At 63.6% G+C, this 25,294-nt stretch carries 26 protein-coding genes and 2 pseudogenes; 8 read left to right on the forward strand and 20 right to left on the reverse strand.

Annotation, left to right across the window (positions count from 1 at the left end; all coding sequences use genetic code 11):
• Nucleotides 1-856: 856 nt before the first annotated feature.
• Both MU516_RS12720 and MU516_RS12725 read right to left on the reverse strand, forming a co-directional pair.
• The gene (locus MU516_RS12720; RefSeq protein WP_260277597.1) at nucleotides 857-1,798 is read right to left on the reverse strand and encodes a hypothetical protein; all 942 of its coding nucleotides are present in this window, start codon (nucleotides 1,796-1,798) and stop codon (nucleotides 857-859) included.
• Nucleotides 1,785-2,480: a hypothetical protein gene (locus MU516_RS12725; protein WP_260277598.1), complete on the reverse strand. Its 696-nt coding sequence runs from the start codon at nucleotides 2,478-2,480 to the stop codon at nucleotides 1,785-1,787. Before MU516_RS12725 ends, MU516_RS12720 begins: the two co-directional genes overlap by 14 nt.
• 161 nt (nucleotides 2,481-2,641) lie before the next feature.
• Here MU516_RS12725 and MU516_RS12730 point away from each other — a divergent pair, with 161 nt between their 5' ends.
• Nucleotides 2,642-3,583 (forward strand): hypothetical protein, encoded by a 942-nt coding sequence (locus MU516_RS12730; RefSeq protein ID WP_260277599.1) that lies wholly within the window; start codon nucleotides 2,642-2,644, stop codon nucleotides 3,581-3,583.
• Here the strand turns inward: MU516_RS12730 and MU516_RS12735 are convergent.
• The 6 genes from MU516_RS12735 to MU516_RS12760 all read right to left on the reverse strand — a co-directional run bounded on the left by MU516_RS12735 (nucleotide 3,580) and on the right by MU516_RS12760 (nucleotide 8,983).
• Complete coding sequence (locus MU516_RS12735) at nucleotides 3,580-4,191, reverse strand: hypothetical protein (RefSeq protein ID WP_260277600.1); 612 nt, start codon at nucleotides 4,189-4,191, stop codon at nucleotides 3,580-3,582. The genes MU516_RS12730 and MU516_RS12735 overlap by 4 nt on opposite strands.
• A 19-nt stretch (nucleotides 4,192-4,210) precedes the next feature.
• Nucleotides 4,211-4,825: a hypothetical protein gene (locus MU516_RS12740; RefSeq protein ID WP_260277601.1), complete on the reverse strand. Its 615-nt coding sequence runs from the start codon at nucleotides 4,823-4,825 to the stop codon at nucleotides 4,211-4,213.
• 15 nt (nucleotides 4,826-4,840) lie between these two features.
• Nucleotides 4,841-5,044, reverse strand: coding sequence for a hypothetical protein (locus MU516_RS12745; protein WP_260277602.1), 204 nt, complete (start codon nucleotides 5,042-5,044; stop codon nucleotides 4,841-4,843).
• Between the two features lie 612 nt (nucleotides 5,045-5,656).
• A complete protein-coding gene (locus MU516_RS12750) occupies nucleotides 5,657-6,580 on the reverse strand; it encodes a hypothetical protein (protein WP_260277603.1) in 924 nt (307 codons plus the stop codon).
• 322 nt (nucleotides 6,581-6,902) lie between these two features.
• A complete protein-coding gene (locus MU516_RS12755; protein WP_260277604.1) occupies nucleotides 6,903-7,547 on the reverse strand; it encodes a response regulator in 645 nt (214 codons plus the stop codon).
• A complete protein-coding gene (locus MU516_RS12760) occupies nucleotides 7,544-8,983 on the reverse strand; it encodes a sensor histidine kinase (protein ID WP_260277605.1) in 1,440 nt (479 codons plus the stop codon). The genes MU516_RS12755 and MU516_RS12760 overlap by 4 nt, the downstream gene beginning before the upstream one ends.
• A gap of 226 nt (nucleotides 8,984-9,209) precedes the next feature.
• Here MU516_RS12760 and MU516_RS12765 point away from each other — a divergent pair, with 226 nt between their 5' ends.
• Nucleotides 9,210-9,569, forward strand: coding sequence for a hypothetical protein (locus MU516_RS12765; RefSeq protein ID WP_260277606.1), 360 nt, complete (start codon nucleotides 9,210-9,212; stop codon nucleotides 9,567-9,569).
• 265 nt (nucleotides 9,570-9,834) lie between these two features.
• Here the strand turns inward: MU516_RS12765 and MU516_RS12770 are convergent, their stop codons facing one another.
• Genes MU516_RS12770 through MU516_RS12790 form a run of 5 tightly spaced genes read right to left on the reverse strand, consistent with a single transcriptional unit; the run spans nucleotide 9,835 to nucleotide 14,058 of the window.
• Nucleotides 9,835-10,437 (reverse strand): DUF6134 family protein, encoded by a 603-nt coding sequence (locus MU516_RS12770; protein ID WP_260277607.1) that lies wholly within the window; start codon nucleotides 10,435-10,437, stop codon nucleotides 9,835-9,837.
• 13 nt (nucleotides 10,438-10,450) lie between these two features.
• Complete coding sequence (locus MU516_RS12775) at nucleotides 10,451-11,314, reverse strand: TauD/TfdA family dioxygenase (protein WP_260277608.1); 864 nt, start codon at nucleotides 11,312-11,314, stop codon at nucleotides 10,451-10,453.
• Nucleotides 11,315-11,321: 7 nt separating this feature from the next.
• Nucleotides 11,322-12,110 (reverse strand): SDR family NAD(P)-dependent oxidoreductase, encoded by a 789-nt coding sequence (locus MU516_RS12780; protein ID WP_260277610.1) that lies wholly within the window; start codon nucleotides 12,108-12,110, stop codon nucleotides 11,322-11,324.
• Nucleotides 12,107-13,477, reverse strand: coding sequence for an AMP-binding protein (locus tag MU516_RS12785; RefSeq protein WP_260277611.1), 1,371 nt, complete (start codon nucleotides 13,475-13,477; stop codon nucleotides 12,107-12,109). Before MU516_RS12785 ends, MU516_RS12780 begins: the two co-directional genes overlap by 4 nt.
• Nucleotides 13,474-14,058, reverse strand: coding sequence for a thermostable hemolysin (locus tag MU516_RS12790; protein ID WP_260277612.1), 585 nt, complete (start codon nucleotides 14,056-14,058; stop codon nucleotides 13,474-13,476). Before MU516_RS12790 ends, MU516_RS12785 begins: the two co-directional genes overlap by 4 nt.
• Nucleotides 14,059-14,257: 199 nt before the next feature.
• Between MU516_RS12790 and MU516_RS12795 the strand changes: the two genes are divergently transcribed.
• Entirely contained in the window at nucleotides 14,258-14,911 is a 654-nt protein-coding gene (locus MU516_RS12795) for a response regulator transcription factor (protein WP_260277613.1), read from the forward strand.
• Nucleotides 14,908-16,140 (forward strand): histidine kinase dimerization/phospho-acceptor domain-containing protein, encoded by a 1,233-nt coding sequence (locus MU516_RS12800; RefSeq protein WP_260277614.1) that lies wholly within the window; start codon nucleotides 14,908-14,910, stop codon nucleotides 16,138-16,140. Before MU516_RS12795 ends, MU516_RS12800 begins: the two co-directional genes overlap by 4 nt.
• A 77-nt stretch (nucleotides 16,141-16,217) precedes the next feature.
• Here MU516_RS12800 and MU516_RS12805 read toward each other — a convergent pair whose 3' ends face one another.
• Together MU516_RS12805 and MU516_RS12810 are read right to left on the reverse strand one after the other, a co-directional pair.
• On the reverse strand, nucleotides 16,218-16,592 hold the full coding sequence (locus MU516_RS12805) for a cytochrome b/b6 domain-containing protein (RefSeq protein WP_260277615.1): 375 nt from the start codon (nucleotides 16,590-16,592) through the stop codon (nucleotides 16,218-16,220).
• 128 nt (nucleotides 16,593-16,720) lie between these two features.
• A complete protein-coding gene (locus MU516_RS12810) occupies nucleotides 16,721-16,984 on the reverse strand; it encodes a PepSY domain-containing protein (protein ID WP_260277616.1) in 264 nt (87 codons plus the stop codon).
• On the opposite strand from MU516_RS12810, the gene MU516_RS12815 reads away from it, so the two are divergent.
• Together MU516_RS12815 and MU516_RS12820 are read left to right on the forward strand one after the other, a co-directional pair.
• The gene (locus MU516_RS12815) at nucleotides 16,983-17,345 is read left to right on the forward strand and encodes a hypothetical protein (protein WP_260277848.1); all 363 of its coding nucleotides are present in this window, start codon (nucleotides 16,983-16,985) and stop codon (nucleotides 17,343-17,345) included. The genes MU516_RS12810 and MU516_RS12815 overlap by 2 nt on opposite strands.
• A pseudogene (locus tag MU516_RS12820) lies at nucleotides 17,306-18,412 on the forward strand (IS3 family transposase). The gene MU516_RS12815 and the pseudogene MU516_RS12820 overlap by 40 nt, the downstream one beginning before the upstream one ends.
• A 124-nt stretch (nucleotides 18,413-18,536) precedes the next feature.
• Here MU516_RS12820 and MU516_RS12825 read toward each other — a convergent pair.
• Nucleotides 18,537-18,752: pseudogene (locus MU516_RS12825) on the reverse strand (IS110 family transposase); the annotation flags it as partial.
• 361 nt (nucleotides 18,753-19,113) lie between these two features.
• On the opposite strand from MU516_RS12825, the gene MU516_RS12830 reads away from it, so the two are divergent.
• Entirely contained in the window at nucleotides 19,114-20,076 is a 963-nt protein-coding gene (locus tag MU516_RS12830; protein WP_260277617.1) for a DMT family transporter, read from the forward strand.
• Between the two features lie 30 nt (nucleotides 20,077-20,106).
• Here the strand turns inward: MU516_RS12830 and MU516_RS12835 are convergent, their stop codons facing one another.
• Nucleotides 20,107-22,224: a lytic transglycosylase domain-containing protein gene (locus MU516_RS12835; RefSeq protein WP_260277618.1), complete on the reverse strand. Its 2,118-nt coding sequence runs from the start codon at nucleotides 22,222-22,224 to the stop codon at nucleotides 20,107-20,109.
• A 109-nt stretch (nucleotides 22,225-22,333) separates the two neighbouring features.
• Between MU516_RS12835 and dapA the strand changes: the two genes are divergently transcribed.
• Nucleotides 22,334-23,209, forward strand: a complete 876-nt coding sequence (dapA, locus tag MU516_RS12840; RefSeq protein ID WP_260277619.1) for a 4-hydroxy-tetrahydrodipicolinate synthase — start codon at nucleotides 22,334-22,336, stop codon at nucleotides 23,207-23,209.
• 25 nt (nucleotides 23,210-23,234) lie between these two features.
• Here the strand turns inward: dapA and MU516_RS12845 are convergent, their stop codons facing one another.
• Genes MU516_RS12845 through bufB form a run of 3 tightly spaced genes read right to left on the reverse strand, consistent with a single transcriptional unit; the run spans nucleotide 23,235 to nucleotide 25,256 of the window.
• A complete protein-coding gene (locus MU516_RS12845) occupies nucleotides 23,235-23,699 on the reverse strand; it encodes a DoxX family protein (protein WP_260277621.1) in 465 nt (154 codons plus the stop codon).
• Nucleotides 23,696-24,430 carry an HvfC/BufC N-terminal domain-containing protein gene (locus MU516_RS12850; RefSeq protein WP_260277622.1) on the reverse strand — a complete coding sequence of 245 codons (735 nt, stop codon included), beginning with the start codon at nucleotides 24,428-24,430 and terminating at the stop codon, nucleotides 23,696-23,698. The genes MU516_RS12845 and MU516_RS12850 overlap by 4 nt, the downstream gene beginning before the upstream one ends.
• Nucleotides 24,414-25,256 carry an MNIO family bufferin maturase gene (gene bufB, locus MU516_RS12855; RefSeq protein ID WP_260277623.1) on the reverse strand — a complete coding sequence of 281 codons (843 nt, stop codon included), beginning with the start codon at nucleotides 25,254-25,256 and terminating at the stop codon, nucleotides 24,414-24,416. The genes MU516_RS12850 and bufB overlap by 17 nt, the downstream gene beginning before the upstream one ends.
• Between the last annotated feature and the right edge of the window lie 38 nt (nucleotides 25,257-25,294).

Here is a 25,294-nt window from a genome sequence, read left to right on the forward strand (position 1 = left end):
GACGTCCTCGCACGACTACCTGAAACGACCGCTTCCCAGGTGCACGCTCTACTGCCATGGAACTGGAAAGCTGCGGAGCACCGCCAAGTCGTATGACCGCGGCCTACGCCGGATGCTAACCCGGAAGTAGTCTCTCAGGGCTGATATTCTCCAGACCTGATGACTGCGCCGTGTTGGTGATCAGGGCAACAAGCCACTGTAAAAATTGTGCTTTCCTCTACTTGACGCTGAACACTTCGACATAAGTGGCGTTCGGCAGATGGAATAGAAATCGAACCTTTGTTTGGGTTGCCAAGTGACTGGGCCGTGCCTTCGGTCCTCGAGTAGAACATGTTTGGTGCTGAGCCCCCGTCGCCATCGGAGTGTCCTGTCATCGCGGATATCGAGGACACACAGGATGCGATCGTTCAAAGCCTGAGTCGGCAGATCTGCCGCATAGAACCCCTGCAGTAGCAATCTTAGTTACTGGGCCTGGCCTGTTCAGAATCGTCTGTGACCGGGAACACAAGTAAGCGTCAGGAGCCACTGAACACGCGCTGGTAACCCTTCTAGGCAGCACGGCTGAAGACGGACGCCCGATGATGTCCCATCTTCTCGAAGGTGCCGATAGTCCGAACCTTTGCGTTGCGGCAGTCGGGCTCTCTTCAATGCCAAAGATCTACTCAAAAGCCGGGGATATCGCTGGGACGCGACGCACTGTTATTGGTGGCGCGAAATTGATGCTGATTTACCCTATGATGAAAAGGGTTGGCTTGATCGATCAGTCTACGGAGGGACCGGTGGACATCCAACCTCGTGATCGACGTAAAGATGGCAATACCTCGCGGAAACCCGTCTGGACCGCTCCGCGCTTACCTTAGTCGCGCGATCGCAGGAATTCGTAGATCGCGATCAATCCCAGGATCAGTGTGGCAAGGAAAGTCAGGATGGGATCGGCCAGCAGGACATCGGTAATCGATGGCCGCACGGTCAGCGGTTCTGTCGAGAAATAGAAGATCTTCAGCGCCATTGGACCTTCGGCTGAGATCGCCGTGACCTGAAGCAGCGAGGTCGCCGGATCGGGGACGGAAACTGTCAGTCGGGTCTGGGCGACAGGCTGGCCGAACGGCCCTTCAGCGTCACTGTCCCGGCCAGGAAAATAGACCGTGGAACCCGATAAAAGCGCACCGTTGCGCAGCATGCGCCACTGCCCATCCAGAAGCGCGGTCGGGGTCCAGCCCGAGAACTGATAGCCGCCCTGGGTCACGGCCAGAAGATCAGTCTGGCTTTGGCCGGCGCCGATGACGGCGCGGCCTGTCATCGTCAGCGTGCCAAATGCGGGAATGGCACTTTCATCCAGGATGATCGCACCGCCAACCAGCCGCGCGGCATCCGAGTCCGCATAAGCATCCGGAACACTGATGACCGACAGCCTGACCAGGCCCGGTCGCGCGGACAGCAGGATGCTTGTCCCTGCCGGCAGGGTAAGGTTCACATTCTCTCGGCCCACCTGTTCGTCCGTGTTGCGGGGTGGTGTCAGCATGTGGGTCCGTCCGCTGCATCCGTATAGCGCATCGTGCTGGATCGGTGCGTCATCTTCTTGCCGGCGGCAGACAATGGCGTTCTCGAAGAACTTTCCGTTCAGTTCCCGCGTCAGATCCAGCCGCAAAGATCCGGCGCTGGCCTCGACGACCGCGCTCCGCTGGCCCAGGCGGTCATACAGCAGATCCGACAGGATTGCGGCGAGAACAATCGCTGCAAGCGCGATAGCCTTGCCATGCCAAGTGGCCCCTGATCGTTTTTGCTTATTTCCCGGCATAGGGGGGCAGGACCGACAGCCGGAAGTTTTCCTCCGTGTTGCCTCGGGCGACAAAGAAGGTGAGGCTGGTCGGCCCGGCGCCTTGCAGGGCGCTCAGCGGCACATCGCAGCGCGACGTGTATTTCAGCCCGTCAAGTTCGGTCACGTCGACGCAATCGACGGTCTGATCACGTCCGCGCCCCCAAGCGACATCGACGGCGTTGCCGGCAGCGTTGATGAATACATGCAGCAAATCCAACTCTGGCGCGGTTTCGGTTTGCGGCAGCACGGGAACCGCGACTGCGTCACGGCTGCCACACGAGCCGATCTTGACCAGCGCCGCCGCCGGCTCGCGGGTCAGGATATCTGACCGAGTTCCATCGTAAGGAAACTCTGCGCTCGATTGCTGATACCGCTGAGGCACCACATAGGTGTTCTCGGCCTCGTAGCGGCCGTCCTTGGTCACGATCCTGACGCACACCTGCGTTTCGGCATCGCTGGTGATCCAGTGATTGGCTGTGGACAGATACGGAAGCGCCGGCGAGGATGAGTCGTCGGACAACATCACGCCCATCACGATGTCGCCCGACACGCGCGCGTTCTCGGTCACGAATTCACGGAATTCCGTCTCGGCCAGCTTGATCTCTTGCGCGAAGAGCGTGGTTGGCAGCAGCGTCAGACACAGAACGGCGGAGATTCGCATTTGAAAGGTTCCGGGGCTTAACGATGAACTTCAAGAACATTACTGTCGCAGGCGTGATTTGGCTAGCGTGCGCAGCTTCGTCTGAGGCAAGAGTCGTCGGCGTAGAGAACGGCGCAGGCTCTGGTTTCCTTTACAGCCATCGCGGCAATTGCTTTGTCATCATGCCAAGCCATGTCCATGGCAGGTTCAGTGATGACATCCCCGTTGATAGCTATCAGTCCGGGACCATCGGATCGGCCGATATCGTCTATCGTGTGCCCGGCCAAGCGGACATCTCGCTGGGGCTGGTGCGTGGTGCCGTGACCGAGGATTGCGGGCCCGAATGGTCGACATTGCCCCGGAGCCTGACTGGCGAACTGGAGGTCGGCCAGATCGGGATCATCGAAAGGGCGCGGCAGCAGTCGGTCGAGGGCCGCCGGGTGCAACTGCACAGCAAGGATTTTACGCGCATCCGGCTGGTCCCCGCCGAGGGCGAGCAGGCCGATCTTTTCGGAGGGACCAGCGGAGCGACGGTGTTCATGGCGGGGATACCTGTCGGCATGGTGCTTGAGGCCGAAAGTGCCGACGCAGCCTGGGCCTTGCGCATGGATGAGATTGTCAACTTGCTTGCACGCTTCATGGGCGAGGTAGCCTCTTTGAAACCTGGCTGCGCAGCGGACGTTTCGTCGGCGTCCTGCCAAGCACCAGCGGCGCCAGCGGTGGGCGATCCCTATGAGGTGACCGGCTGGTCCACCCATCCGGTCGATGGCGCAGCCGATCCCACGGCCCTTGCTCACGGAGGGGGCCCCTATATCGCCCCCCTGTCGGCACAAGAGCCTGTCGTGATCCGGCTTGCCCTTACCGAAACCGACCGGCTGAGGCAGATCAGCATCCTGTCTGAACCGGCTGACGGCACCGCCGTGCCCCAGAACATCGAAATCGTCACCGACACTTCGGACGATGGGAGGGGGCGCCCCAACCCGATGCCGCGCCGTGATATGTCGCCGGACGGCAGCTATGAGAACAGGGTGGGCGAGCGTTTTGCCCGGCACGTCGAGATCCGCATCACGTCATCATGGGGCGGCGGATCGCCGATCCGCATCGACCGGATCGTTATCGACTAGGCGCCCAGATCAACGACCACCCGGGTCGGAACGCGGGCGATGAAGCGTTCACCGACAAGCTTTCCCTCGGCGTCAAGCGTTAGGGATGTCCATCCGCCATCCGTGTTGAAGGTAATCTCGCCGGAATTGATCCGGAAAGCGCATCGGTTGTTCTTGCTCTCGACCCAGCAGCGATCCTCATCCGAATAGCGCGCGATCCGGATGGGCAGCCGGGCGGTGCCGTCGACCTCGATTGCACCGCCCAAATTGCCAACGGCGTTTCTCCAGTTGTTCGATTTAGGCCCATCCTCGGAATACCACCGCGTGACCAGGATGGGATCAGAGTTGAAGATCGCCTCGACGGCCGCAAGCTGCACGTCGTGATTGGTGCTTGAAAGCCCATGCGATACGGCAAGTTTGCGCTGCCGGTCATCACCCTTTTCGATCAGCAGCCGCATGGCGGCCATGGCGCGGTCGGGGTTCTCGTCATTCAGCCGCAGCCGAACTTCCTCTTGCAGATCCTCTTTGCCCTCCATCGCCTGGTCGAGTTCATCGAGGCTGACCTGCGCTGTCGCCGTGGTGGCCATCAGGAGTGCGGCCAGAGCAAGCGCATAGATAGGATTATTCACTTCTGATCGTCCTTCGTCATCACTCATAAAGTTCAATCGCCGCCTTGGCGAGGTTGCCGTTGATGGATTGCTGGCCCTCCAACTCGCCCTTTTCGTTCAGCGTATAGTTTCCCCAGCTGTCGCCGAATGAAATACTGACGACCTCGCCACGCATCATGGCAAGGCAGGGTGTGTAGGCTCCGCTCTTGTAGAACCAGCATTCTTGCTCTTCGTCATAGCCTGAAATGTTCCGCACCACTTCCGACGAGTCGTCTTCCGCCAGGATGCCGTTGGCCTGTGAAATCGCCCTTGCGTAGTAGCCGTCAGGTTCATCCGCCACTGGGTCGAACTTCAACACGAGGGTCGGCCCCGAATCCAGAATGGCACGAACGGTCGTTGCCCGAAGCGCACTGTCAGTGCTTTGCAGTCCGTGCCGGATCGCCATGCGGCGCTGATCCGCATCGCCCTTGACGATCAGCAGCTTGAGAACTGACAGTGCCTTCTCGGGATCAGGATCGTTCAGCCGGTCCTGAAAGGCCTGCAACTCAGTGTTGCGGCTGTTCATTACCTCGTCTGCCTCCTCCAGCGTTACCTGCGCCGCAACGGGGCTGGTGGTGGCGAGCAAGATAGCGAGCGGAGCGAAGAATAGTCTCATCGGAAATCGATCCTTTCAGAGTTGCTGCCGGGTTTGCCTTGGGTCCATTGCATCGCTTTCGTCGGGCCGCCAGTCTTCCTCACCCAAATACGAAATTCGTCTGACCGTATTGATCGTTATCGCTGACAACGTCGCAATACCGTCACGCGCCTGGTTGGGCAGAACGTTTATGTTCGTCCCGTCGCGCACTTCCGAGGCTGCGTTCGACAGGGATTTCAACGGCGCCTCCCCTGAAAGCACATAAAAGAACCATCCACTCGCGAACACAAATGGGCTTGATCAAGGTCTCAATCTTGCGCGTGGATCGGGCTGTGTCGAGGAAAATATGGCAATTTGCCACGGCACAACTGCTGTCTTTCCAGGCCTCTGAGGCGAAATGGACGAGATTGTATCAGATGATCCGGGCAGGGAGGGGACTGAGCTTCGAGGGCGAACCAGCAGACGCCCTGTTAGGTCCGATCCCACCAAGCCCGTTCGGCCGCATCAATAGCAGGCTGGTGCCAGCGTGTCAGGCCAAGCCGACTATGTGGGTTCGCTGCGGCTGTTCGAGGCCGCTGGGAGTGCCGGCGGCGTTGTTCCTCCCAAAAGACAAGACGCTGGTTTCGGTTCAAAATGAATGTGCCAGATAACAGAACGCTCTGAAATATGCCAAAACTCGCGTCCAGTGTTACTGGTCAAGGAACCTGGCTATCTCCATATCAGCATCCCTGGGGAGTTCCTGAAGGCGCCCGTGAAGAACTATATGTTGGACGGCGGACAATCTGCTTAAGTTCATCAAAGCTTGTGCAACGGATGACAGCGTCTGATGTCGGTGTCGGGCCTATGTAGTCATCACTCGAGGGGAAGGCCTGGCCGGCCAGCTCCGCAGTGCGGGCAGCGGCGATGGAAAATGTCGGATCCGTTCGCGCCATAGCGGTTGCCGCAGGATAGGCAGGATAGGACATAGACGACTTGGTTGTGATCGGTGCCGGGCAGGTCGGTGCGTGCGATGACTTTCTGTCCATTGCGATTGACGAAGCCAATTTGGGTTGTGCCGGCTGAGGGGCGACGTCTTGTCCGGGCGGTGCTGTGCTGTCGTGCTGTCGGCGGCCAGGATGTTCCAAGAATCCAGCCCTCGACCCGTGCTGTTGCTGCGATTGGTTCGGGTGAGGGCGCCTCAAAGGACTGATCAATCATCCCGCTGCGGGACGCATCGCGCATCCATGTCGCGACTGCAAAGGCATCGTGCTGATCGGGGGACCGGGTGCCTACGTCGTAGAGGCCCGACCACAGTCGTGGATAGACCTCGGCGATCACCGTGGTGCCGGGTTTCGGGTTCCAACCGTTGAAGGGCCAGAAATGCAGATGCGACCGTTCGTTCCGAAGATGGCGCAGCCAGGGAATGCCGGCATGGGTTGATTTTGCCACGGATCCCTGGACGTCGAAATGAAAGACCGATTTGGCCGCACCTGCCGCCTCTTCGGTCAGGCGGCGCCAATGGCGCTCTCCGGTTCGCGCGGCACCGTCGCCCGCCAGCCCGTCGCGCACAAAATCGACATAGGTGTTTGGTGCATAGGTCGGCCAATGTGCGCAGAAATCCTCGAGAAAGGCTGACCAGTCCGGCGCCAGATGATAGCGTTCGAAATAGCGCATCGGGAATGAGAAGCCGTGATCGAGTCCCACAAGAGTTGGTACCGATCCGTCCAGCGTCTCGACCAACCATGCTGCCAGGCCTCTACGGGTCCAATATCGCTTCGGACCGATAGGTGGGGCCATTCCGAATTCTCCTTGGATGGTGCCGGAACGGTCTGCCCCCTGCCGGAGGTTTCTATCTCCGCGACATCCCATATGGAGAAGGCACAGGACCTTCGAACTTGCAAGCGCGCCCGATCGCCGCCTGCCTTGCGACCTCATCATGTAGATGTTCGAGACGTTATCTCGGGGATGTTTGGTCCATGGGGTGAGGGCAGGCTGCTATTCCCCATCGGCTAGGCTGTTGCCCTTGCTCGGGCCTTTTTGTGAGCTGGGAGAGGCAAGGAGGTTCTGTCCGGCACTGGCACGAGAGAGTCCCCGCCGATGCCACACCTGGTGCCGGCCATCATGACAGGCCCAGATCGCGGGCTTTCAGCGCGGCCTCGACGCGGTTCCTGACCTGAAGCTTCTGCAGAATGTTGGTCATGTAGTGCTTGATGGTCTTCTCCTGAAGATCAAGCGCACGGGCGATTTCCTTGTTGCTCTGACCCATTGCCACATGCCGCAGAATTGCCGCTTCGCGTTCGGTCAGGTCCTCTGCCTCCGGCGGCATCGGGTCGCGATTCCTCGCCTGCAGCGCGGCCAGCACCCGCCCGGCCAAGGCGGGCGGGACATAGGAGGCACCTTCGGCCACTGATTGCAGAATTCCGGTCAATTCATCTGCGCCGACACCTTTCAATGCATAGCCGCGCGCGCCCGCTTTCAAGGCCGCAAGCAGGTCCTCATCCGATTCCGATGCTGTCAGCATGACGATGGCGACCGCCGGGAAACGGCGCGTGATCTCGCCTGCCGCAGCTATTCCGGACCCAGGCATGGAAATATCCAGTAGGACGACATCAGGCATATGCGCCTCGACTTGCGCGATTGCCTCATCGGCGGTGGTGGCCTGCGCCACGACGGCAAAGTTGCCGTGCTCCTGCAGCGTCAGGACGACACCCCCGCGAAACAGCGGATGATCATCGGCGACGACAATATTGACCTTCGAGGTCATCGCCAGGACTCCACCGGCAGGGTCATGCTGAGCCGGGTTCCGGCTCGGGGGCGGCTTTCAACCTCAAAGCTGCCGCCGATGCTTTCAATCCGTTCGCGCAGGCCCGGAAGCCCAAGACCGGAAACGGTCCGCGCGGCCGGATCGAACCCAGGACCGTCGTCCTCTACGGCGATGACAATTCCGCTGGTGCCCTGTCCGGCACCGACACGGACCCTCGCGCCCGGCGCATGCCGAAAGGCATTCATGAGCCCTTCCTGCACAAAGCGGTAGATGCAGATCAGGAAGGGATGCGGCACGGGCCTTGCCAGCAGATCCATTCCGCTGAACCGGCGTTCCACCTTTGCGCCGGAACGTCGTTCGTGAGCGCGGATGGCAACGTCAAGCGCGTCCGCCACCGAGCAGCCGTTCAATTCTGGCAAAGCGAGCCCACTGCAAAGATCGCGCACGTCGCGCAGCGCCTCGTCAAGGCAGCCGCGCAACATCTGCGCTTCGGGATCGTCGGACGCCACACCGGCGCGGCGCATCAGGGCATCCAGGCGAAGAGAGGCAAGTGCCAGTGCCTGTGCCGGACCGTCGTGCAGTTCGGCGCTGACCCGGCGCATATACCGCTCGTTCGTTTCGCTGACACCCTGCGAGGCGACCTGCACCCGGGTCCGCAGTGCCTCGTTCTGGGCTGAGATGCGGGCGAGTTCCGCAAGTTGCAAGGTAAGCCGGCGGGTCTGATCCTCTATGGTGCGGCTTCCGGCGCGAACGATGCCGAAAAGTGCCAGGAAGGTCATCCCTGTGACCAGCGCCACCACCGCCCACGCACGGAGATGCGCCGCGCGCAGGTCTGCCTCTAGTTCGGTCGCATCCAGGTAGAACTCGGCAACGGCGATGATTTCGCCGGTGATGATCGAGTGAATGGGGTTATAGACCTCCAGCAGCGCGACACCGGCCTGCTGCTCGCGCTCGCTCTCGGGATCCTCGAGATCGTCAAACGACGCGATCAGCCCGCCCTGCCACGCCGCCATAAGGTCATCGCTTGGCGGGAAGGTCTGGCCGATCAGGTCCGCATCGCTGCTGAAGGCCAGAAGTCCGCCGGGCCGCCAGATTTTCACCGAGATCACCCGATCCGCAAGCGGCGGCTGCTGCAGCAGTGTGTCCATTCGGGTGACCGTCTCGGCTGAAAGTCGCTCTGCGCCGGCAAGTTCCTGCGACATCGGCGCGATGAAGCTCTCCATGTAAACGGCGCTTGAAATTGCCGAATTGCGGACCACGCCAGTTTCGATACTGCTGCTGACCAGATTGCCGATCACGACCATGCCGACAAGCGTGACAAGGCTGCCCGCGATGGCGAAACGATGGTGCAGCGGCCGTGCCGCCAGCCAGCGGGTCGCAGCGGCTAGCCTTCCCTCCGGATGCGCCGGTGCGAAATGCTGATCTGTTGTTGTCACATCCGTCGTCCTCAGGCGCTTCTGCGCCATCAGGCGACTGCGCAGGTGCGAAATCAAGCCTCATCGGACCAAGGTCTGAAACGGTTGCAGCAGATGGTCGGGTAGTTGGTGCCCATGGGTCCGTGCGGTTGCGGCAGGGGTCGGGACCCTGTCGCCTGCAACGATTTCGATGTGCCAGATGGGATCAGCTTAGGCGACTGTGCCTTCGCAAACGGAGGATCAAAGCATGACCAAGACACTGAACGCCGGTATCTCTGCCGCAGTTGCAGCCATCCTTGCACTGTCCAACGCTTCCGCGCAGGCCGCGCCGTATGTTTCCCACAGCGGGTTCGACCTATCCGCAGGTGGGGATGCTCAAGTCATCAAGGTTCGCCGCGGCCGCGGCGCCGACGACGGCGTGGGTCACGATGTGGGCGACGACAAGGGCGGCCGACGTGGTGGGCGGGGTCGAGGTGCCGATGACGGTCCCGGTGGCGATCAAGGCGGTCGCAAGGGCGGAAAGGGTCGTGGCGCGGATGACGGCCGCGGCGACGACCGCGGCGGGCATAAGGGCCGCGGCCGTGACCACGGACCCAATCATACCTGAAGTAAAGCAGGTCAGAGCAGCACGGCGCTGACGGATTTATCCCGTTATGCACTGATGGCGGAGAGGGTGGCCCAAGTCCACAAGTCGCCTTAAGGCTTGCAAGGTCATGCGGATGCCATGGCCATGATGGAGTCGGCACATGGGTCTAAGTCCCTTTTGGACCCGGCCACCTTCGAGGCCGTGCGCGCGGATGACTGACTGGATCAAGGTCTGGGACGTGTCGTCCGACTGGTCATCCGCTGCCCGCAGACCAGCGTGTACCTGCCTAACGCAACACATAGTCGATTTGTGAGCCGTCCTCGGCCAGGAACCGCACATGGACCAGCGTGCTGCCTGCGAACCACAGTTCGCGGTTCAGATCGCCCGTCAACGCGTAATGCGTGGCCCGCACCGGGCCTGCGCCGGTGGTGACGGTTTCGGTGCCCAGATTCCTGACACTGATCCTGTCGGTGCTGCCGTCGATGGTGTTCAGCACCTGGGTCGCGCCGAGAATGTCTGCGTCCCACAGGCTGGCCGGGATCAGCGAGGTCGCGCGGACGCTGATCTTGTGGGGCGAGCCGTTGTCATCGGTCTGAGAGGTCAGCGCTGCCAGCTGCCCGCCGTGCCAGGTTTCCTTGCTGGACTGGCGGAAACGATAGGCGCTGACGCCGATCACTGGAAGTTTCACCGAAACGTCTGTGGCGATATCGACCGTCAGGTCGTTGCCCGCACCGTGGAAGGTGACAACATAATCGCCGATGTCGCGGCCATTGCGAATCACGTCGAATGCCAGCTTGCCTGATCGCGGAACGCTGGCAGAGGGGGCGGCCAAGGCGGGGCCGAAGGCGGTCAGCGTCAAGGCCAGCGCGGCCAGAAGTTTGCGTGTCATTTGAGCCCTCATTTCAGATCATTCCCATGCCGATGAACAGGTTGCGGTTGGCGTCGGCGATAGCGCGGCGGCCATGCATGACGCGGGTGTTGTCCAGGATAGCGATGTCGCCGTCCTGCCAGTTGATCTCGTGCGTGACTTCCTCGGCCAGGGCGCGGATCCCCTCGACCTCAGCCGGAGTCACGTCGCTGCCGTCGGCCATGGCGTAGCGCGGCGGCTGATAATTATGCGACGGGCCGAGGACCGCGTTGGCAAAGCCGAGCGCCTCGCCCCCGAGGGCCGAGCCGCGCACCGGATCGACCGTCAGCCGGTAGGTCAGCGAACCGTCTTCATGAAGGCTAAAATCCTGACCCGGCACGGTGGCCTTGAACTGCAGCACGTGTTCCATCGTCACCTGGGAAGGGTCTGACAGGTCGGGATGTTCGTTCACGAGATAGCGTTTCCACAACGTCTCGGGCAAAACGCGCTCGACCGTCATGGCCTGCGACCAGCGGGCCTTTTGCCTGTCATCGAACCGATCCCAGACGGCGCGACCGTCGCAGATCGTCGTCTGCGATCCCTCGAAGGCGGCGGTCTGCGCGAAGAATGTCACGATGTCGGGACAGCGCGGCGTGTTGCCGTTCTCGATATGCAGGCCGATTGGCCCCATACCCGCATCGACCATCTGTGTGGTCGCGGTGGAGTGGTTGCGGGCCGGATCGAAGGTCACCCGCCGGCACAGAGTCGTCACAAGCGACGAGAAATCCTCCATGTCGGGGTCGAAGCCGCGCAGCAGTGTCCAGCCGTCGCGGGTCAGGTCGTCGCGAATGGTAGCCAGCAGGCCGGGATCGGTCAGACCAGCCGAATGGTCTCGGTGGCGCAGGATGTTGTAGGTCATAACGTCCTCATCTTTGGGAAATTTCGGGTTGCGCGGCGGTGACGACCGCCGGGTCGCGCGCCATCCTGATCAGCGCGCGGTCGATCAGCGTCGGGCGCAGGCGTTGCAGCGCGATGAACAGGCGTTCGCGCGTGGCGGGCAGCTGTCGGGGACGGCGCGCGGCGATGGCGCGCCAGGCGCGCGCGGCGACAGCGTCCGGAGAATCCAGCGCCATGGCCATTGGTCCGACAAGCGACTGGAACCCCTGCGCCGCATCGGTTCGCGTGCCGCGCGGGGCCAGGTGCGTGACGGCGATGCCGCGTGGGGCCAGCTCGCGCCGCAGCGCATCAGCCATCCCACGCAGCGCGAACTTCGATGCCGAATAGGCCACGAAATAGGGGAAAGCGATCTCGCCGAAGACCGAACCGACCATGACGACCTGGCCCTTGCTAGAGGTCAGCGGGGCCAGCAAGTCGCGCGTCAGCGCGAGGGGCGCGGCCACGTTCAGTGCCAACAGCGCTGCGATATCGGCATCGCGAAGCCCCTCCAGCGCGCCTGCAGGAACGGTGCCGGCATTATGGATCAGGATGTCCAGTCCGGTATCGCGTGCCGCGTCGACAATGGCGGCGCGACCTTCCTGCGTTGTCACGTCGGCGGTCACGACAAGGGCATCGCGCAGCGTCTCTGCGACCCGGGCCAAGGGTTCGTGCCGACGGCCTACCAAGATGACCCTATATCCGTGACGGTCAGCCTCGACGGCCAGAGAGCGACCGATGCCCGTTCCTGCGCCGGTGATCAGGACGATGCGGCGCGTCATGCCGCCACCTCCATGGTCAGCGGGATCTGCACGTCGGGGCGGGCCGCGATCAGGCGGGCGACCTGCCGGTCGGCGGTGCCCGAGGGCCGGATCAGACCCGGCTCGCGCGGATCCGCGATGACCAGCGCATCGGGACGGGCATAGGCGGGCAGCCGTGCCAGCCTTGCGACCAGTGCTTTCATGTTTGGCGCGTTGATCGCGGCCAGGACCAGGACCAGCCGATCCTCGGGCATCAGAACCAGCGCCGCTGCAGGCAGCGAAGGATCGGCCAGAGCCTCGGCCTCTACCCATTCGGGCGAGATGTTGCGTCCCGAGGCCCGCAGGATCATCGCGTCCCGCCGGCCCAGCACGGTCAGGCGACCTTCCTCGATCCGACCCAGATCTCCTGTGCGCCAAGGCCCCGAATGCGGTGAACGGTGCAGGTAGCCTGCCATCACGGTAGGGCCGTCGACGACGATCTCTTCGTCCTCGATGCGCAGGGAAGTTCCCTCCAGCGGCACCATTGCCGATCCTTCGGGCGCATCCAGCGGCGTCAGGGCCACGACCGAGCATGCTTCTGACAGGCCATAGCCCTCGGACACGGGCAGGCCCAGTGACCTCGCCTCGGCGATCAGCTCGGGCGAGATGGGGGCGCCGCCCACAGCAACATAACGCAGGCTGTTGGGCCGGGACGCGCCTGCACGCAGCGCCGCGACCCACATCGTCAGCTGGCGCGGAGCCAAGAGGGTGACGGTGGGGTGGACCTGATGCGCGATCTGCGCGAGCGCGCGTCCGTCGCCAGTGAAAAGCGCCGATGCGTCGGGCGGGCAAATCACTGTCGGCGCACCCGCCATGATCGGCAGAAAGATACCGCAGATCTGTTCCAGAAGCTGCGCCTGCGGCAAGGCCGACAAGTAGCGGTCCTCGGGCCCCGCCGCCAGCACGCGTGACAGCCCCGTCACGGATGCTGTCAGCTGGCGGTCGCCCAGCAAGACCCCCTTGGGCTGCCCCGTCGTTCCCGAGGTATAGATCACCCGCTGGGCCCCGCCCGCATAGGACAGCGACAGGGGCTTTCCGGCCTGCGGCAGATGGTCGATCAGGGTCGCACCGGCATCCTGCAGCAAATGCGTGATCTGCCCGGTCGAAAAGAAGCCCGGCACGGGCACCACGCGGCAGCCAGCCAGCGTCGCCGCCAGGTCGCCGATGACATAGTCAAGTCCGGTCAGGCGCAGTCCCACGGTGCGGGGACCGGCTGCGAAACCGGCGGCGGCGCGCGCTACGGCCTGGGCCAGCGCCGACCAGGTCAGGCTGCGCTGGCCATCGGCGAAGGCCATGTTCTGCGGGCGTTCCGCCGCATTGCGGGCAAGTGCATCGAACACGGGTGTCATTCGGGATGAACCTCTTTCTGGCGTGAAGCCCTGCGCGGCAGGAACCGCAATGGTTCCGCGTGTTCCTGCAAGGCGCAGACCCAGGGGTTGGTATCGTAATAGCGGCCCCAGCTGGCTGCATCGGCCAACCTGTCGGGTCGTGCCGGCGCAAGGGCGAGTATGGGCACCCCCGTGCGGCGCAGCATGCGCAGCAGCGGAGCGGTGGCGGTGAACAGGCCCCAGCTCGCGCCCCGGCGACGCCCTTCGACGGTGATCGCCTCGATCAGCGGCATGGTGGCGGCGGGCGTCGGGCAAGCCATGGACACGACCTCGATCACATCGTCCGGCGCGACGGGGCTGCCCGAGAGGCGGGTCAACTCGTCGGCGACGGAATGATCAAGATAAGTCTGGCTGAAAAAGCCCTGCGCCGCGTCACGCAGCCCGACCGCGCCCAGGATGTTTCCCTTAGCGCCGTGTGCCACCACCAGAGGCAGGGCGGGCAGCGTGATCTGCGCCCCATGAACGGCCATGAAATGCGTCTCGATCATCGCCGCAGCGGCGTGCCAACCGGGTTCGCGCCAGTTCAGGATCTCAACATGCATGATGACCGCCTGTGGCGCTGCCTGATGGAAAAGTCGTCATGGGTATCACCTGCTATCTGCTCTTTGGGCCAGAAATCCCGCCAAGCTTTCGGCAAGCTTACAATCGGCGGTCTGTGTCTCACGTTCATGTGAGGTGCAATTTGCGTTGATCCGTCGTCCGACCTGCTTCATCAGTTGGCCAGCGTGACGGGAGAGTGTGATGCGGGTGCTGATGGTAGAGGACGAGGCTGACATCGCGGACGCGCTGGGGCGATTCCTTCGGGCAGAAGGCCATGCAGTCGATCACGCGCCGGATCTTGCCACCGCCGAGGCCGCGTTGGATGTCGCTGAATTCGATGCGATTCTTCTGGACCTTGCTTTGCCCGATGGGTCTGGACTGACGCTGCTGCGGGAACAGCGGCGGCGCGGAAACCGTGTTCCCGTCGTCATTGCGACCGCCCGCGACCAGATATCTGAACGGATCGCGGGACTCGATGCCGGGGGAGACGATTATGTCGTGAAGCCCTATGATCTGGGCGAGGTCGCGGCCCGGTTGCGGGCGCATGGTCGCCGCGCCTCGGGCGACCCTGCCACCGAAAGCTGGTTGGGACCGCTGCGCATCGACCGGGCGGGAGCGCGGCTTTTTCGCGACGATCACGAGATCCGCCTGACATCGCGCGAATGGGCGCTGTTCGACGCGCTTCTGTCCGCACGCGGCAGAGTGTTGTCCAAGCAGGTGCTGGAGGAACGTCTCTATGCTTTCGACGATTCGGTCGAGGGGAATGCCGTCGAGGTCTACGTCTCGCGCTTGCGTGCGAAGCTGGGCGCAAGCGTGATCCAGACACGGCGCGGGCTTGGATACCTGATCCCGTGACGCGGCAATGGTCCCTTCGTCGGCGGCTGGTGCGGCGCGTGGTGCTGGGCGCCTGCCTTGCATGGCTTGCCGGCGTCGGACTGGCCGCGTTGGTCGTCGCCCACGAGATGTCCGAACTGATGGACGACACATTGGGCAACTCGGCAAGAATGTCTCTGTCGCTCTACAAGGGCGCCGGGCATGTGGGTGCGCTGGTGCATGGGGATGGCGCGATACGCATCATCGATGGTGGTGCGATAGTCACCGACGCGCCCTGGACCCCGGTGGAACAGGATGGTGGTCAGGATCTGCCGGGTTGGCGCGTTTTCCGGCTTTCGGATCCCGAGGATGATATTGTTGTCGAGGTCGGTCAAAGCAGCGAATGGCGTCAGGATGAGCTTGCCGAAAGTCTTGGCTGGCTTGTCGCGCTGATGCTACCGGTTCTGCTCGCGACCCTGATCGCGGCGCGGGGCGCCGTCGCCTCGGCGCTCCGTCCAGCCACACGGCTGGCGATGATGCTGCGCGGACGGTCTGCGCGCGACCTGTCGCCGGTCAATGCGCCTGATCTGCCTGCCGAGCTGGCGCCCATCCCGCACGCTTTGAACGGCTATCTGGACGACATTCGCACCCGCATCGAAGCCGAACGTCAGTTCGCCACCAACGCCGCGCACGAGTTGCGCACCCCTATCGCGGCGGCCTCCGGGCAGGCGCAGTTGATCGCTGCGGGACTTGCCGACCCGGCGGCCGCAGGCCGCCTGGCCGCAGCGCTTGGTCGGATGGGTCATCTGGTGGACCGTTTGCTGCAATTGTCGCGGGCAGAGGCGGGCTCGATGGGGGCGGGACCTTGCGACCTCGTGCGTGTGGCGCGCATGGTGATCGCTGAGAGCGACCTGCCGGTTCACTTCGACGATGCCGAAACCTCCGAAGCGATCGTTGCCGTCGATCCGGATGCCTTGGCGTTGATTCTGCGCAACCTGTTGCGGAACGCCGCAGACCATGGCGTCGGTGATCTGCGCATGGTGCTGTCGATGGGACCGGTTGTCACCGTGTCGAATGCCGTCCGTCCGGGCGCCCTCTTTCGGCATGCCACGTTCGACAAGTCCGCCAGCTCCTCCGGGGCCGGTCTGGGATTGGCAATCGTGGCCCGCGTCGCCGAAACGCAAGGTATCGGCATCGAATACGTCATCGAATCGCACCGGGCACTGGTCCGTGTCAGCTTTCCGGATCGGTCCGGCAGCCGCCGGGACTGAACTGCTGGCGCGGAGGGCTTGGCCCCGGCCGCCAAAGCGACAAGGTCACGGCTTCGGACCTCTCAGTGGCGGCACTTTCAAGACCACGGACGCTTGAATCCGGTCAGTATCGAAAGAACAAGGTTCTCTTGGTGGCGAAGGCTTTCGACGATCACGCCGGAAACATGCAGGGCCACGAGGATCAGGATCGACGTTGCCAGAAGCTCATGGGCCTCCTCCATGGCGTCTGAACCCCAGAACATGTCGGTGGTCTGTAGCCATCCGGTGACGGCGCTGCCTTTCACGTTCAGCAGCAGCGCAACGATCATCGCGCCGTCGGCGGGGTTGTGGCCCAGATAGCGCTGCTCGCGCCGCTGTCGCAGGTCGCCCAGATAATGCAGGACGGCACGCGGACCGCGCACGAAATCGACGAAGCGCGCATGGAGGGGCCACACCAGCCGGGCCGCAATCAAGGCTGCATGGCGTATCCCATGCGTTCATGCAGCGCCTTGGGACCGTCCGAGGTCAGCCAGTTCCGGCGATCAGACCGATCAGGCTCCAGTGAAACAACCGGACGAATACATCCCAGACCTTGATCCTTTCAGTCATCTGAACCGACGGCCTCAAAGGTGGCTGGATCGAAAAAGATCTCGACGCGTTTGCCGGCCTCGTCATGGCCATAGACCTCGTAGCAGCCATCCTCGGTCTTGACGTTGTTGATGGTCCAGCCCTTGGCTGCCAGCGCAGCCTTCAGATCTTCGACCGGGCGCCAGTCGGACTGCGGCACGTTGCAGCGTTCACTTGCAAGTGCGGGCACGGCCAGGGTCGTCATCAGGACAAGGGCGGGGATTAGAATAGATCGCATGGGTGTCTCCATCATCTGCGTTTCGATGAACGGTGCATGCATGTTGAAGCTTTCAGAAAGCTTGCAGGCGCAGAGCAGCAATTCCACCACCGATGTTCGGCTCGTTAACGTCGGTGTCGCGGATCTTTCCTCGGGTAGTTATGCGCCTTTCTGGCATGTCTCTTGGCAAATCCCCGATTGGAAATTCAGCGAGCCAAGTTTCTTTTGCCTTTTGACTGTTCGCGTCGTGTCGAAAAAAGGTGCTTTTGCGAATCCGTCTTGCACCACTGAGGTGGTCCAGCCCTTTGGATCGTTTATCCGGCATCACGGAGGACGAGGACGATGGCAGGCAAGCGAGAGAAGCCCGAAGACATCCTACTGATGCTTCGACAGGCTGAAGTGCTGCAGGGCCAAGGCGCAAAGATCGCGGATGCGGTTCGGAAAATTGGCATGACTCAGCAGAGCTGCGACCGCCGGCGGCATGAACCGCGACCAGCTCAAGCGGTTGAAGGAGGTTGGGCAGGAGAATGCCCGGCTTCGGCGCGCAGTGTCGGGCCTGACGCTGGACAAGCGCATTTTGTCGGAGGCAGCCCGGGAAGACTACTGAGCCCTTCGCGTCGCCGTCGCTGTATTGACCATGTCCGGCAGGAAGTCAGCGTTTCCGAGCGTCGCGCCTGCCGGGGCTTTGGGTCAGCATCGTTCCACGCAGCGCAGGGTTCCTGCGGGCCGTCACGATGAAGAACGCCTGACCGCGGACATCATCGAGCTGGCACGGCTCTACGGCCGATACGGCTACCGGCAGGTGACCGGGATGCCGGTTCAGGCCGGTTGGTGTGTGAACCACAAACGTATGTCGCATATGGCGGCGTGAAGGCCTCAAGGTCACGCCGAAACAGAAGAAACGCGGCCGGCTCTGGCTGGCCGACGGTTGCTGTATGCGGCTCCGACCTGAGCGACCCACCACGTCTGGTCCTATGGCTTCGTTCAGGATCGGACGGCTGATGGGCGCGCCCGCCGCATGCTCAACATCATCGACGAACACAGCCGAGAGGTTCTCATGATCCGAGTAAAGCGCAAGATCAACTTCGTTGACGTGGTCGATGCGTTGACCGATCTCTTCCTCCTGCGCGGCCCTCCGGCATATATCAGGTCGGATAACGGGCCCGAGTTCATGGCCATCAAGCTCCGCGAGCGGATCGAGGCCGTCGGTGCCAAAACCGGGTAGATCGAACCGGGATCCCCCTGGAAAAACGGCCATGTCGAGAGCGTCAACGCCAGGCCTCGGGACGAACTGCTCAACGGCGAAATCTTCCATTCGCCGAGAGAGGCGCGGATCCTGATCGAACGATGGCGCCGCCACTAACTGTGCGGCCGCATGGCGCCCTGGGCTATCGGCCACCGATGCCCGGGACCACCATCCCGATGGACCAAGGGCCAATCCTGCAATAACTCTCAAACCGGACAACACGAGAGCGGCAGGTCAAACCATCTAAACCTCGGGTCGGATTGGTCAGGGACGGCCGGGCGGTCTGCCGCGTTTGACATACGGCTTAACGTAGCTCGCCGGGATCTAGCGAACATCGTGGCCAAGGGCAGAAAGTTGCCGCACCCTGTATTGGCCGGACCCATCTGCCTCCATGCCGACAAGACACGCAGGCAGGTTCTCGAAGAAAGCCAGAAGCTGCGCGCGCCTGAGCGTCCGGTTAGAGAGGACCTCTCCGGTCTTGGTAATCCCATGGACCTGGAAAACGTTCTTGGCCAGATTTGCGCCAACTGTTGTAACCTGCATTGGGTGGCTTTCCTCGCAGCAGTCGCGACAACTGCATTATGGCGCATTGCGACGCCGGTTGGAGCAGGAGCCATCCACCCCATCGGGTTCGGGGACGGCTGCACCGCGGCGCAGAACTCCGCTTGCTGCGTCTGCCAACCACACCATCACAGCCGACACCCATTCTGGCCAATCTTTGCATCGGCTATCGATGTTTCTGACGGTGTCGGATCTGATTGATCAATCGTGATGATAGCGGATGCCTGAGGCTGTCGGCTTGCGTGATCACCAAAGGCCGGGCCGGGTTGCGGCGGGCGCAAGGCGGGCTTGCCTTGACGCGGCGACGCGCCCGGCGCATGGCGGGGTCGAAGGGAACGCAGCCATGCCAGATCAGCACGTCAGGGGACCGTATTCCTCATCCTCGGCCGCGGGTGCGTCGGCGCCGCCGCCGGTGCCACCCAGATTGCCGCCGCCGGTCACCGACCGGACCGGGATGGCGATCGGGCTGATGTGCGCGACCGCGTTCATCTTTGCCCTGCAGGACGGTTTTTCACGCGTGCTGGGGCAGGCCTATCCGCCGGTGCTGGTTGTGATGTTCCGCTATTGGTTCTTTGCGGCCTTCGTGATCGCGCTCGTCGCTCGCCAGCCGGGCGGGCTGAAACGCGCCGTCCGCACGAAACGGCCGGTCACGCAGATCCTGCGCGGGGTGATCCTGGTCCTTGAGGTGCTGATCATGGTCGAGGCGTTCGTGCGCCTTGGACTGGTCGAGACCCATGCCGTGTTCACCGCCTATCCGTTGCTGGTCGCGGCGCTGTCGGGGCCGGTGCTGGGCGAAAAGGTCGGCTGGCGACGGTGGACGGCGATCGGGATCGGGTTTGTCGGCATCCTGGTGATCCTTCAACCCGGCAGCGGTGTCATGCGGATCGAGGCGCTGCTGCCCTTTGCCGCCGCATTGATGTTTGCGCTCTACGGCCTGCTGACACGGCATGTGTCGCGCGACGACCCGCCGATGGTCAGCTTCTTCTGGACTGGCGTCGCGGGGGCGGTGGCGATCACGCTGGTGGGTATCTGGGATTGGCAGTGGCTGGCGCCGATCGACTGGATCTGGATGGCCGGTCTGTGCGTCTGCGGGATGACCTCGCACTACCTGATGATCCGCGCCTACGAGATGGCCGAGGCATCGGCCCTGCAGCCCTTTGCCTATACGCAGCTTGTCTGGGTCAGCATTATCGGCGTGACGATCTTCGGCGAGGTGTTGCGCCCGAACGTAGTTGTGGGCGCGGTCATCGTGGTCATGGCGGGGCTGTTCACGCTGTGGCGCGCGCGGGTCAAGTCCACCGGCTGAGCCGGCCTTGTCTTTATCCAGATAACCCGTCTAGCCGCCAGTCTCGCCGGTCGATGCGGTTTCGGAATCCGCCGCCGGGTCCCGGTCGTCCGGCGCAGAAACAGATGTCGGTGCGACCCAATCCGGCGGCAAGACAGGACCGATAAAGGGTTTTAGCGGCGGCCGGCTTGACAGTGCCAAGGTCAGGCGTGCCACGGGTGGCGGCATCAGTCCGCCGCCGGTCAAATCCCATGTCGGCACGATCGGGGCCGGCTTGCCATGGATGCGGGATCGATAGACCGGCATCGCCTCGGTCACCCGCATGACATAGTTGCGGGTTTCGTCGAAGGGAATCAGCTCGACCCATTCGACCGGGTCCATGTCCCGCCGCAGATCGCCGAAATCGCGCAACCATCGCGCGGGCCTGCCGGGGCCGGCGTTGTAGCCCGAGGCCGTCAGCGCCGTCGAAGTGCCGAAGCGATCGCGCAGCCCTTGCAGATAGGCCGCACCCAGCCGCGCGTTATAGGCCGGATCGCGGGTCAGGCGGGCGATCTGGTAGGGCTCGCCAAGCTGGCGGGCCATCTGTTCGGCGGTGCCGGGCATCAGCTGCATCAGGCCGCGCGCACCGACATGGCTGCTGACGGTATGGTTGAATTCGGATTCCTGCCGCGCGATCGACAGGACCAGTTCGGGCGGCAGGTCCAGTTCCGCCTGTTCCAGACCGGTCAGGGGAAAATGCGCGGCCGGATAGATCACGCCGCGATCGGCGGCGCGCTTGGACAGCCGCAGCCCGTGCCAGGGCGCCCGCGCCTCGATCATCAGCCGGGCCATGCGGGCGATGTCGTCGGGCGGGGCTGTCTCGGCCAGATGCAGGAAGAAACGCTGCGCCTCGTTTATGCGGCCAGTGGCCAGCAACCACAGCCCGGCCTGAAACACGCTGTTGTCGCGCATCGCACCGCGCCAGTCGGGCAGCGTCTCGATCGCCTTTCCCGGAACGGCATAAGAGGGCGGCAGGGTCGCCCGGACCTTTTCGGCGGCCAGTTGCCCGTAATAGACACCGGGCTTCTGCGCCGCGCGGGCAAAGGCTGCCTGCGCCGCATGGTCGTCGCCCAGATCCTCGTGCGCGCGGCCCTGCCAATACAGCGCGCGGGCCGTGCTGATGGCGCTGCCGACGACGGTTTCCAGATGTTCGAAATGCGCCAGCGCCCGATCCGGCGCATCCTGTTTCAGCGCGGCGAAGCCCGCCAGCCATTCCAGGTCTGAATAATGCCGATTGTCGGCTGGCAGGAAATGCGCCGCCGCCAACCGTTCGGCCAGCGCCCAGTCGCCCCCACGCATCGCCAGCCGGGTGTAATCGACGCGCATCTGCGCCCATGCCTCGGGCACCCGCAGCGCCTGTTCGCTGGTCGAGGCGGCCAGCATCAGATCGCGCGCGCCATCGCGAAACCTGGCCTGCACGCGCCAGCGGAACCGATCCATCGTCAGGCCCGGATCGTCGCGTTCCGCATCGGGCAGGGCAAGGATCAGATCGTCCACGCCGGTGCGCCGTGCCTGCAGGGCGATTCGCGCGGCCAGCAGCGCCCGGTCCGCCTGGGGCAGCCGATCAATCAGCCGTTCGGCCTGCCGCCATTCGCCCTGATCCAGCATCGCCGTGGCGCGCGCCGTCAGAAGCGGCGTCAGTTCGCGTTCATAGGTGGTCAGGAAGGCGGTTTCCTCGGCCTCCTCAAGAGGCGTCGAGGTCCAGAAGCGGACCCGTTCGGCCCGTGCGGCATCGGCATCCAGCGTCGTCAGATAGGCGGTTTCGGCGCGCAGCGTGGCGGGCAGCCGGTCGCCGAACCATTCGCGAATCTGGTCGGCCGGCAGGTCGGGGCGCAGCCGCGCATCGCCGCGTTCACGCAGCTGTGCAAGGCCGGGCCAGTCGGGGTGGTTGCGGATGAACCGCAGGTAATCCTCGAAGTCGCCGAAGCCCGCGCGCAGCGCCTGCCAGCCGACCAGCGCCTCGGCCACCGGGCCTGAACGCTGCGCGGCGTCGCGGGCGGTGACCCAGTCCCGCGTGTCGGCTGCGGCCAGCGCAAGCGCCATCGCGCCACGGTCCTCGGCCAGGGCGGGGCTGGAAAGAGTCAGGATCGCCAGCAGGCCGGCCCCCAACATGTCGCGCAGAAGTCGCATCATTCACCTGTGTCGCCGCCAGATCGCCGGGACGCAATTCACAACCTTGGCAAGTTCCGCGCCCGGGCGTAGTTAGGCGCGACGAAAAAACATCATCAAGGAGCGTGTCATGTTCAAGGGGTCTTTGCCCGCACTGGTCACGCCGTTCACTGCGGACGGCGAACTGGATATGGACACGCTGAAGAAGCTGGTCGAATGGCATATCGATCAGGGCAGCCACGGGCTGGTTCCGGTGGGTACAACCGGCGAAAGTCCGACCCTGACGCACGAGGAACATCGCATCGTCGTCGAAGAGGTCGTCCGGCTGTCGGCGGGACGGGTGCCGGTGATCGCCGGGGCGGGGTCGAACTCGACCCGCGAGGGGATCGGCCTGATCCGTCATGCGCAGGAAGTCGGCGCCGATGCCGCCCTGGTGGTGACGCCTTATTACAACAAGCCGACCCAGGCCGGGTTGATCGCCCATTATACCGCGCTGGCCGAGGCCGTGGATCTGCCCATCATCATCTACAACATTCCCGGCCGGTCGGTGATCGACATGCTGCCCGAAACCATGGGCGTTCTGTCGCATCTGCCGCAGATCATCGGTGTGAAAGACGCGACGGGCCGGCTGGAACGGGTCAGCCAGCAGCGGATTACCTGCGGCGCCGACTTCGTGCAGCTTTCGGGCGAGGACGCCACCGCGCTTGGCTTCAACGCGCATGGCGGGGTGGGCTGCATCAGCGTCACCGCGAATGTCGCGCCCAAACTATGTGCCGAGTTCCAAGAGGCGACGCTGCGCGGCGACTATGCCGCCGCGCTGGAATATCAGGATCGGCTGATGCCGCTGCATCACGCGATCTTCGTCGAACCGGGTCTGGTGGGCGCCAAATATGCCATGTCGCGTCTGGGTCTGTGCGACGATCGGGTGCGGCTGCCGCTGGTGCCGCTGACCGATCCGACGCGCCGGCTGATCGACGCGGCGCTTGAACATGCCGGGCTGATCTGATCCGTCCGGCGGGCCGTAGCGTGGCTCAGCGACCGTCGCGGTCAAGACCAAGCACCGCGTCCAGCGACCATGCGCCGGGGCCGCGTGCGATCAAGATCAGGAAACAGGTGGCCCACAACCCATGGGTCTGCCATGCCGACGGATAGACGAAGATCTGGATGACCGCCGTCATCCCCAGCAGCGCCAGCGCCGAAAGCCGCGTCATCAGCCCAAGGATCAGCAGCACCGGGAACACATGCTCGGCGGTGGTGGCCAGCCGCGCGGCAAGTTCCGGCGGGATCAAGGGCAGCGCATATTCGTTCTGGAACAGATAGATCGCCGAGGGGCTGAGGCTGAGCCCGTCCAGCTTGGTCTGGCCGCTGGCCCAGAACACTGCCGCCGGAAACAGTCGCGCGGCCAGCGCCACGACGGCATAGGGCATGTGATCGGCCAGCCCGTTCACCCGGCGCAGCAGCGCCGCGGGGCGATTGGTGGCAATTGTCGTGGTCATGATCGTGTCTCCTTGTCGCAGATCAGTCCGTGGCGCAGAAGCAGCGTCAAAATCGGCACAGGATTTGTCGAGCCGGCCGCCTGTGCGATCGGCTGGCCTTGCATCAGCCCCTGGAGGAAATCGGCGTCGGGGTCGGCTATTGCCATCGCCTCGACCTCGAAATCCGGGCGACGCCAGATCAGGACGTTCCGCGGCCCCGTGCCGCGCAGCTTGCCATCGCGGCCGGGCTGGTTGGCCTGCCAGATATCAAATGCGGGATGGGTCAGCCGCAGCAGTTGCAGGGATGGATGCAGGCGCAGCGGGGCGGTTTCGGTCAGCCGGCGGGGGGGCATCGGCATGGCGTCGGCGGCGTGATAGGAAAGCCCGCGCGCCCATTCGATCCGCGCCACATCGCCCAGATAGGGCAGGGTGGCGACGGGCGGAAACCCCGCAAGGAACCCGGCAAAAGCGTCGCCCCATTCCTGAAGGACGGGTGTGGCCGGGGGATGCGCCGCGACGAATTCGCCCGCCATCGCGGCAAAGAATTCCGCACCGACCAACCGCCTTATCACCGGATATCGCCGGGCCAGCGCCTCGCGCAGGCTGTGGGCCACATTGTTGCGATAGACGGCAAACCGGATCGCGGCCTCGTCCGGAACGCGTGCGGTCACGAAATCGGGCAGGTCGCCGCCGGCCAGCGCCGCACGGAAGGCGGGGGTGAAATCGGCGGGGCTGTCACTGTGCTGCTGCATGCTGCCTCGCATCCGCCAGCAGGGTCGCGGCGCGCTGCGCTTCGGCCAGCAGCACATGCCATTCGGGCACGTCGTTGTCCCATTCGACCAGCGTCGGCAGGGCACCGGCTCGGTCCAGCACTTCGGCGTAAAGCGCCCAGACCGGCTCGGCCACCTCTGCGCCGTGGGCGTCGATCAGCAGTGGCCCCGAGGGCAGGTCTTCCTGATCGTGACCGCCCAGGTGGATTTCGCCGACCAGATCCAGCGGGAACGCGTCCAGCCACGCCAGTGGATCGCTGCGATGGTTCACACAGCTGACGAAGACATTGTTCACGTCCAGCAGCAGGCCGCAGCCGGTGCGGCGGGCGATCTGGGCCAGGAAATCGGTTTCCGGGATCTCGCTTTGGGCAAAGATCACATAGGTTGACGGGTTCTCAAGCAGCAGCCGCCGGCCCAGCACCTCTTGCACCCGATCCACATGGTCGCAGACCCGGTCCAGCGTTTCGGGCGTGTAGGGCAGCGGCAGCAGGTCGTTCAGATATTCCGTTCCGTGGCTGGACCATGCCAGATGTTCCGAAAAACTGTCGGGATCATAGCGGTCGCACAATGCCTTGATCCGCGACAGATGCGCCAGATCAATCTGCGGCCCGCCGATCGACAGGCCGACCCCGTGGATCGAGATCGCGTAATCCTGCCGCAGGGCGGTCAGCATGGCATGTGGCGCACCGCCGGCGCCCAGATAGTTTTCGGCATGCACCTCGAAAAAGCCCAGATCGGGGCGTGTGGCGCGAATGTCCTGGAAATGTTGCGGCTTGAAACCAAGTCCGGTCGTGGCAGGCAGGGGCATCGGACGGTCCTTCGTTCTGGCTGCGGGCGTTTCGATTG

It is taken from the genome of Paracoccus maritimus (genome assembly GCF_025195095.1).
GTDB classification, from domain to species: Bacteria; Pseudomonadota; Alphaproteobacteria; order Rhodobacterales; family Rhodobacteraceae; genus Paracoccus; species Paracoccus maritimus.

Coding starts and splice junctions, on each gene's coding strand:
- MU516_RS12720 (WP_260277597.1), bottom strand. CDS start 1,798: ATGCCGGGAAATAAGCAAAAACGATCAGGGGCCACTTGGCATGGCAAG.
- MU516_RS12725 (WP_260277598.1), bottom strand. CDS start 2,480: ATGCGAATCTCCGCCGTTCTGTGTCTGACGCTGCTGCCAACCACGCTC.
- MU516_RS12730 (WP_260277599.1), top strand. CDS start 2,642: ATGCCAAGCCATGTCCATGGCAGGTTCAGTGATGACATCCCCGTTGAT.
- MU516_RS12740 (WP_260277601.1), bottom strand. CDS start 4,825: ATGAGACTATTCTTCGCTCCGCTCGCTATCTTGCTCGCCACCACCAGC.
- MU516_RS12750 (WP_260277603.1), bottom strand. CDS start 6,580: ATGGCCCCACCTATCGGTCCGAAGCGATATTGGACCCGTAGAGGCCTG.
- MU516_RS12755 (WP_260277604.1), bottom strand. CDS start 7,547: ATGACCTCGAAGGTCAATATTGTCGTCGCCGATGATCATCCGCTGTTT.
- MU516_RS12765 (WP_260277606.1), top strand. CDS start 9,210: ATGACCAAGACACTGAACGCCGGTATCTCTGCCGCAGTTGCAGCCATC.
- MU516_RS12770 (WP_260277607.1), bottom strand. CDS start 10,437: ATGACACGCAAACTTCTGGCCGCGCTGGCCTTGACGCTGACCGCCTTC.
- MU516_RS12775 (WP_260277608.1), bottom strand. CDS start 11,314: ATGACCTACAACATCCTGCGCCACCGAGACCATTCGGCTGGTCTGACC.
- MU516_RS12780 (WP_260277610.1), bottom strand. CDS start 12,110: ATGACGCGCCGCATCGTCCTGATCACCGGCGCAGGAACGGGCATCGGT.
- MU516_RS12785 (WP_260277611.1), bottom strand. CDS start 13,477: ATGACACCCGTGTTCGATGCACTTGCCCGCAATGCGGCGGAACGCCCG.
- MU516_RS12790 (WP_260277612.1), bottom strand. CDS start 14,058: ATGCATGTTGAGATCCTGAACTGGCGCGAACCCGGTTGGCACGCCGCT.
- MU516_RS12795 (WP_260277613.1), top strand. CDS start 14,258: ATGCGGGTGCTGATGGTAGAGGACGAGGCTGACATCGCGGACGCGCTG.
- MU516_RS12815 (WP_260277848.1), top strand. CDS start 16,983: ATGGGTGTCTCCATCATCTGCGTTTCGATGAACGGTGCATGCATGTTG.
- MU516_RS12810 (WP_260277616.1), bottom strand. CDS start 16,984: ATGCGATCTATTCTAATCCCCGCCCTTGTCCTGATGACGACCCTGGCC.
- MU516_RS12830 (WP_260277617.1), top strand. CDS start 19,114: ATGCCAGATCAGCACGTCAGGGGACCGTATTCCTCATCCTCGGCCGCG.
- MU516_RS12835 (WP_260277618.1), bottom strand. CDS start 22,224: ATGCGACTTCTGCGCGACATGTTGGGGGCCGGCCTGCTGGCGATCCTG.
- dapA (WP_260277619.1), top strand. CDS start 22,334: ATGTTCAAGGGGTCTTTGCCCGCACTGGTCACGCCGTTCACTGCGGAC.
- MU516_RS12845 (WP_260277621.1), bottom strand. CDS start 23,699: ATGACCACGACAATTGCCACCAATCGCCCCGCGGCGCTGCTGCGCCGG.
- MU516_RS12850 (WP_260277622.1), bottom strand. CDS start 24,430: ATGCAGCAGCACAGTGACAGCCCCGCCGATTTCACCCCCGCCTTCCGT.
- bufB (WP_260277623.1), bottom strand. CDS start 25,256: ATGCCCCTGCCTGCCACGACCGGACTTGGTTTCAAGCCGCAACATTTC.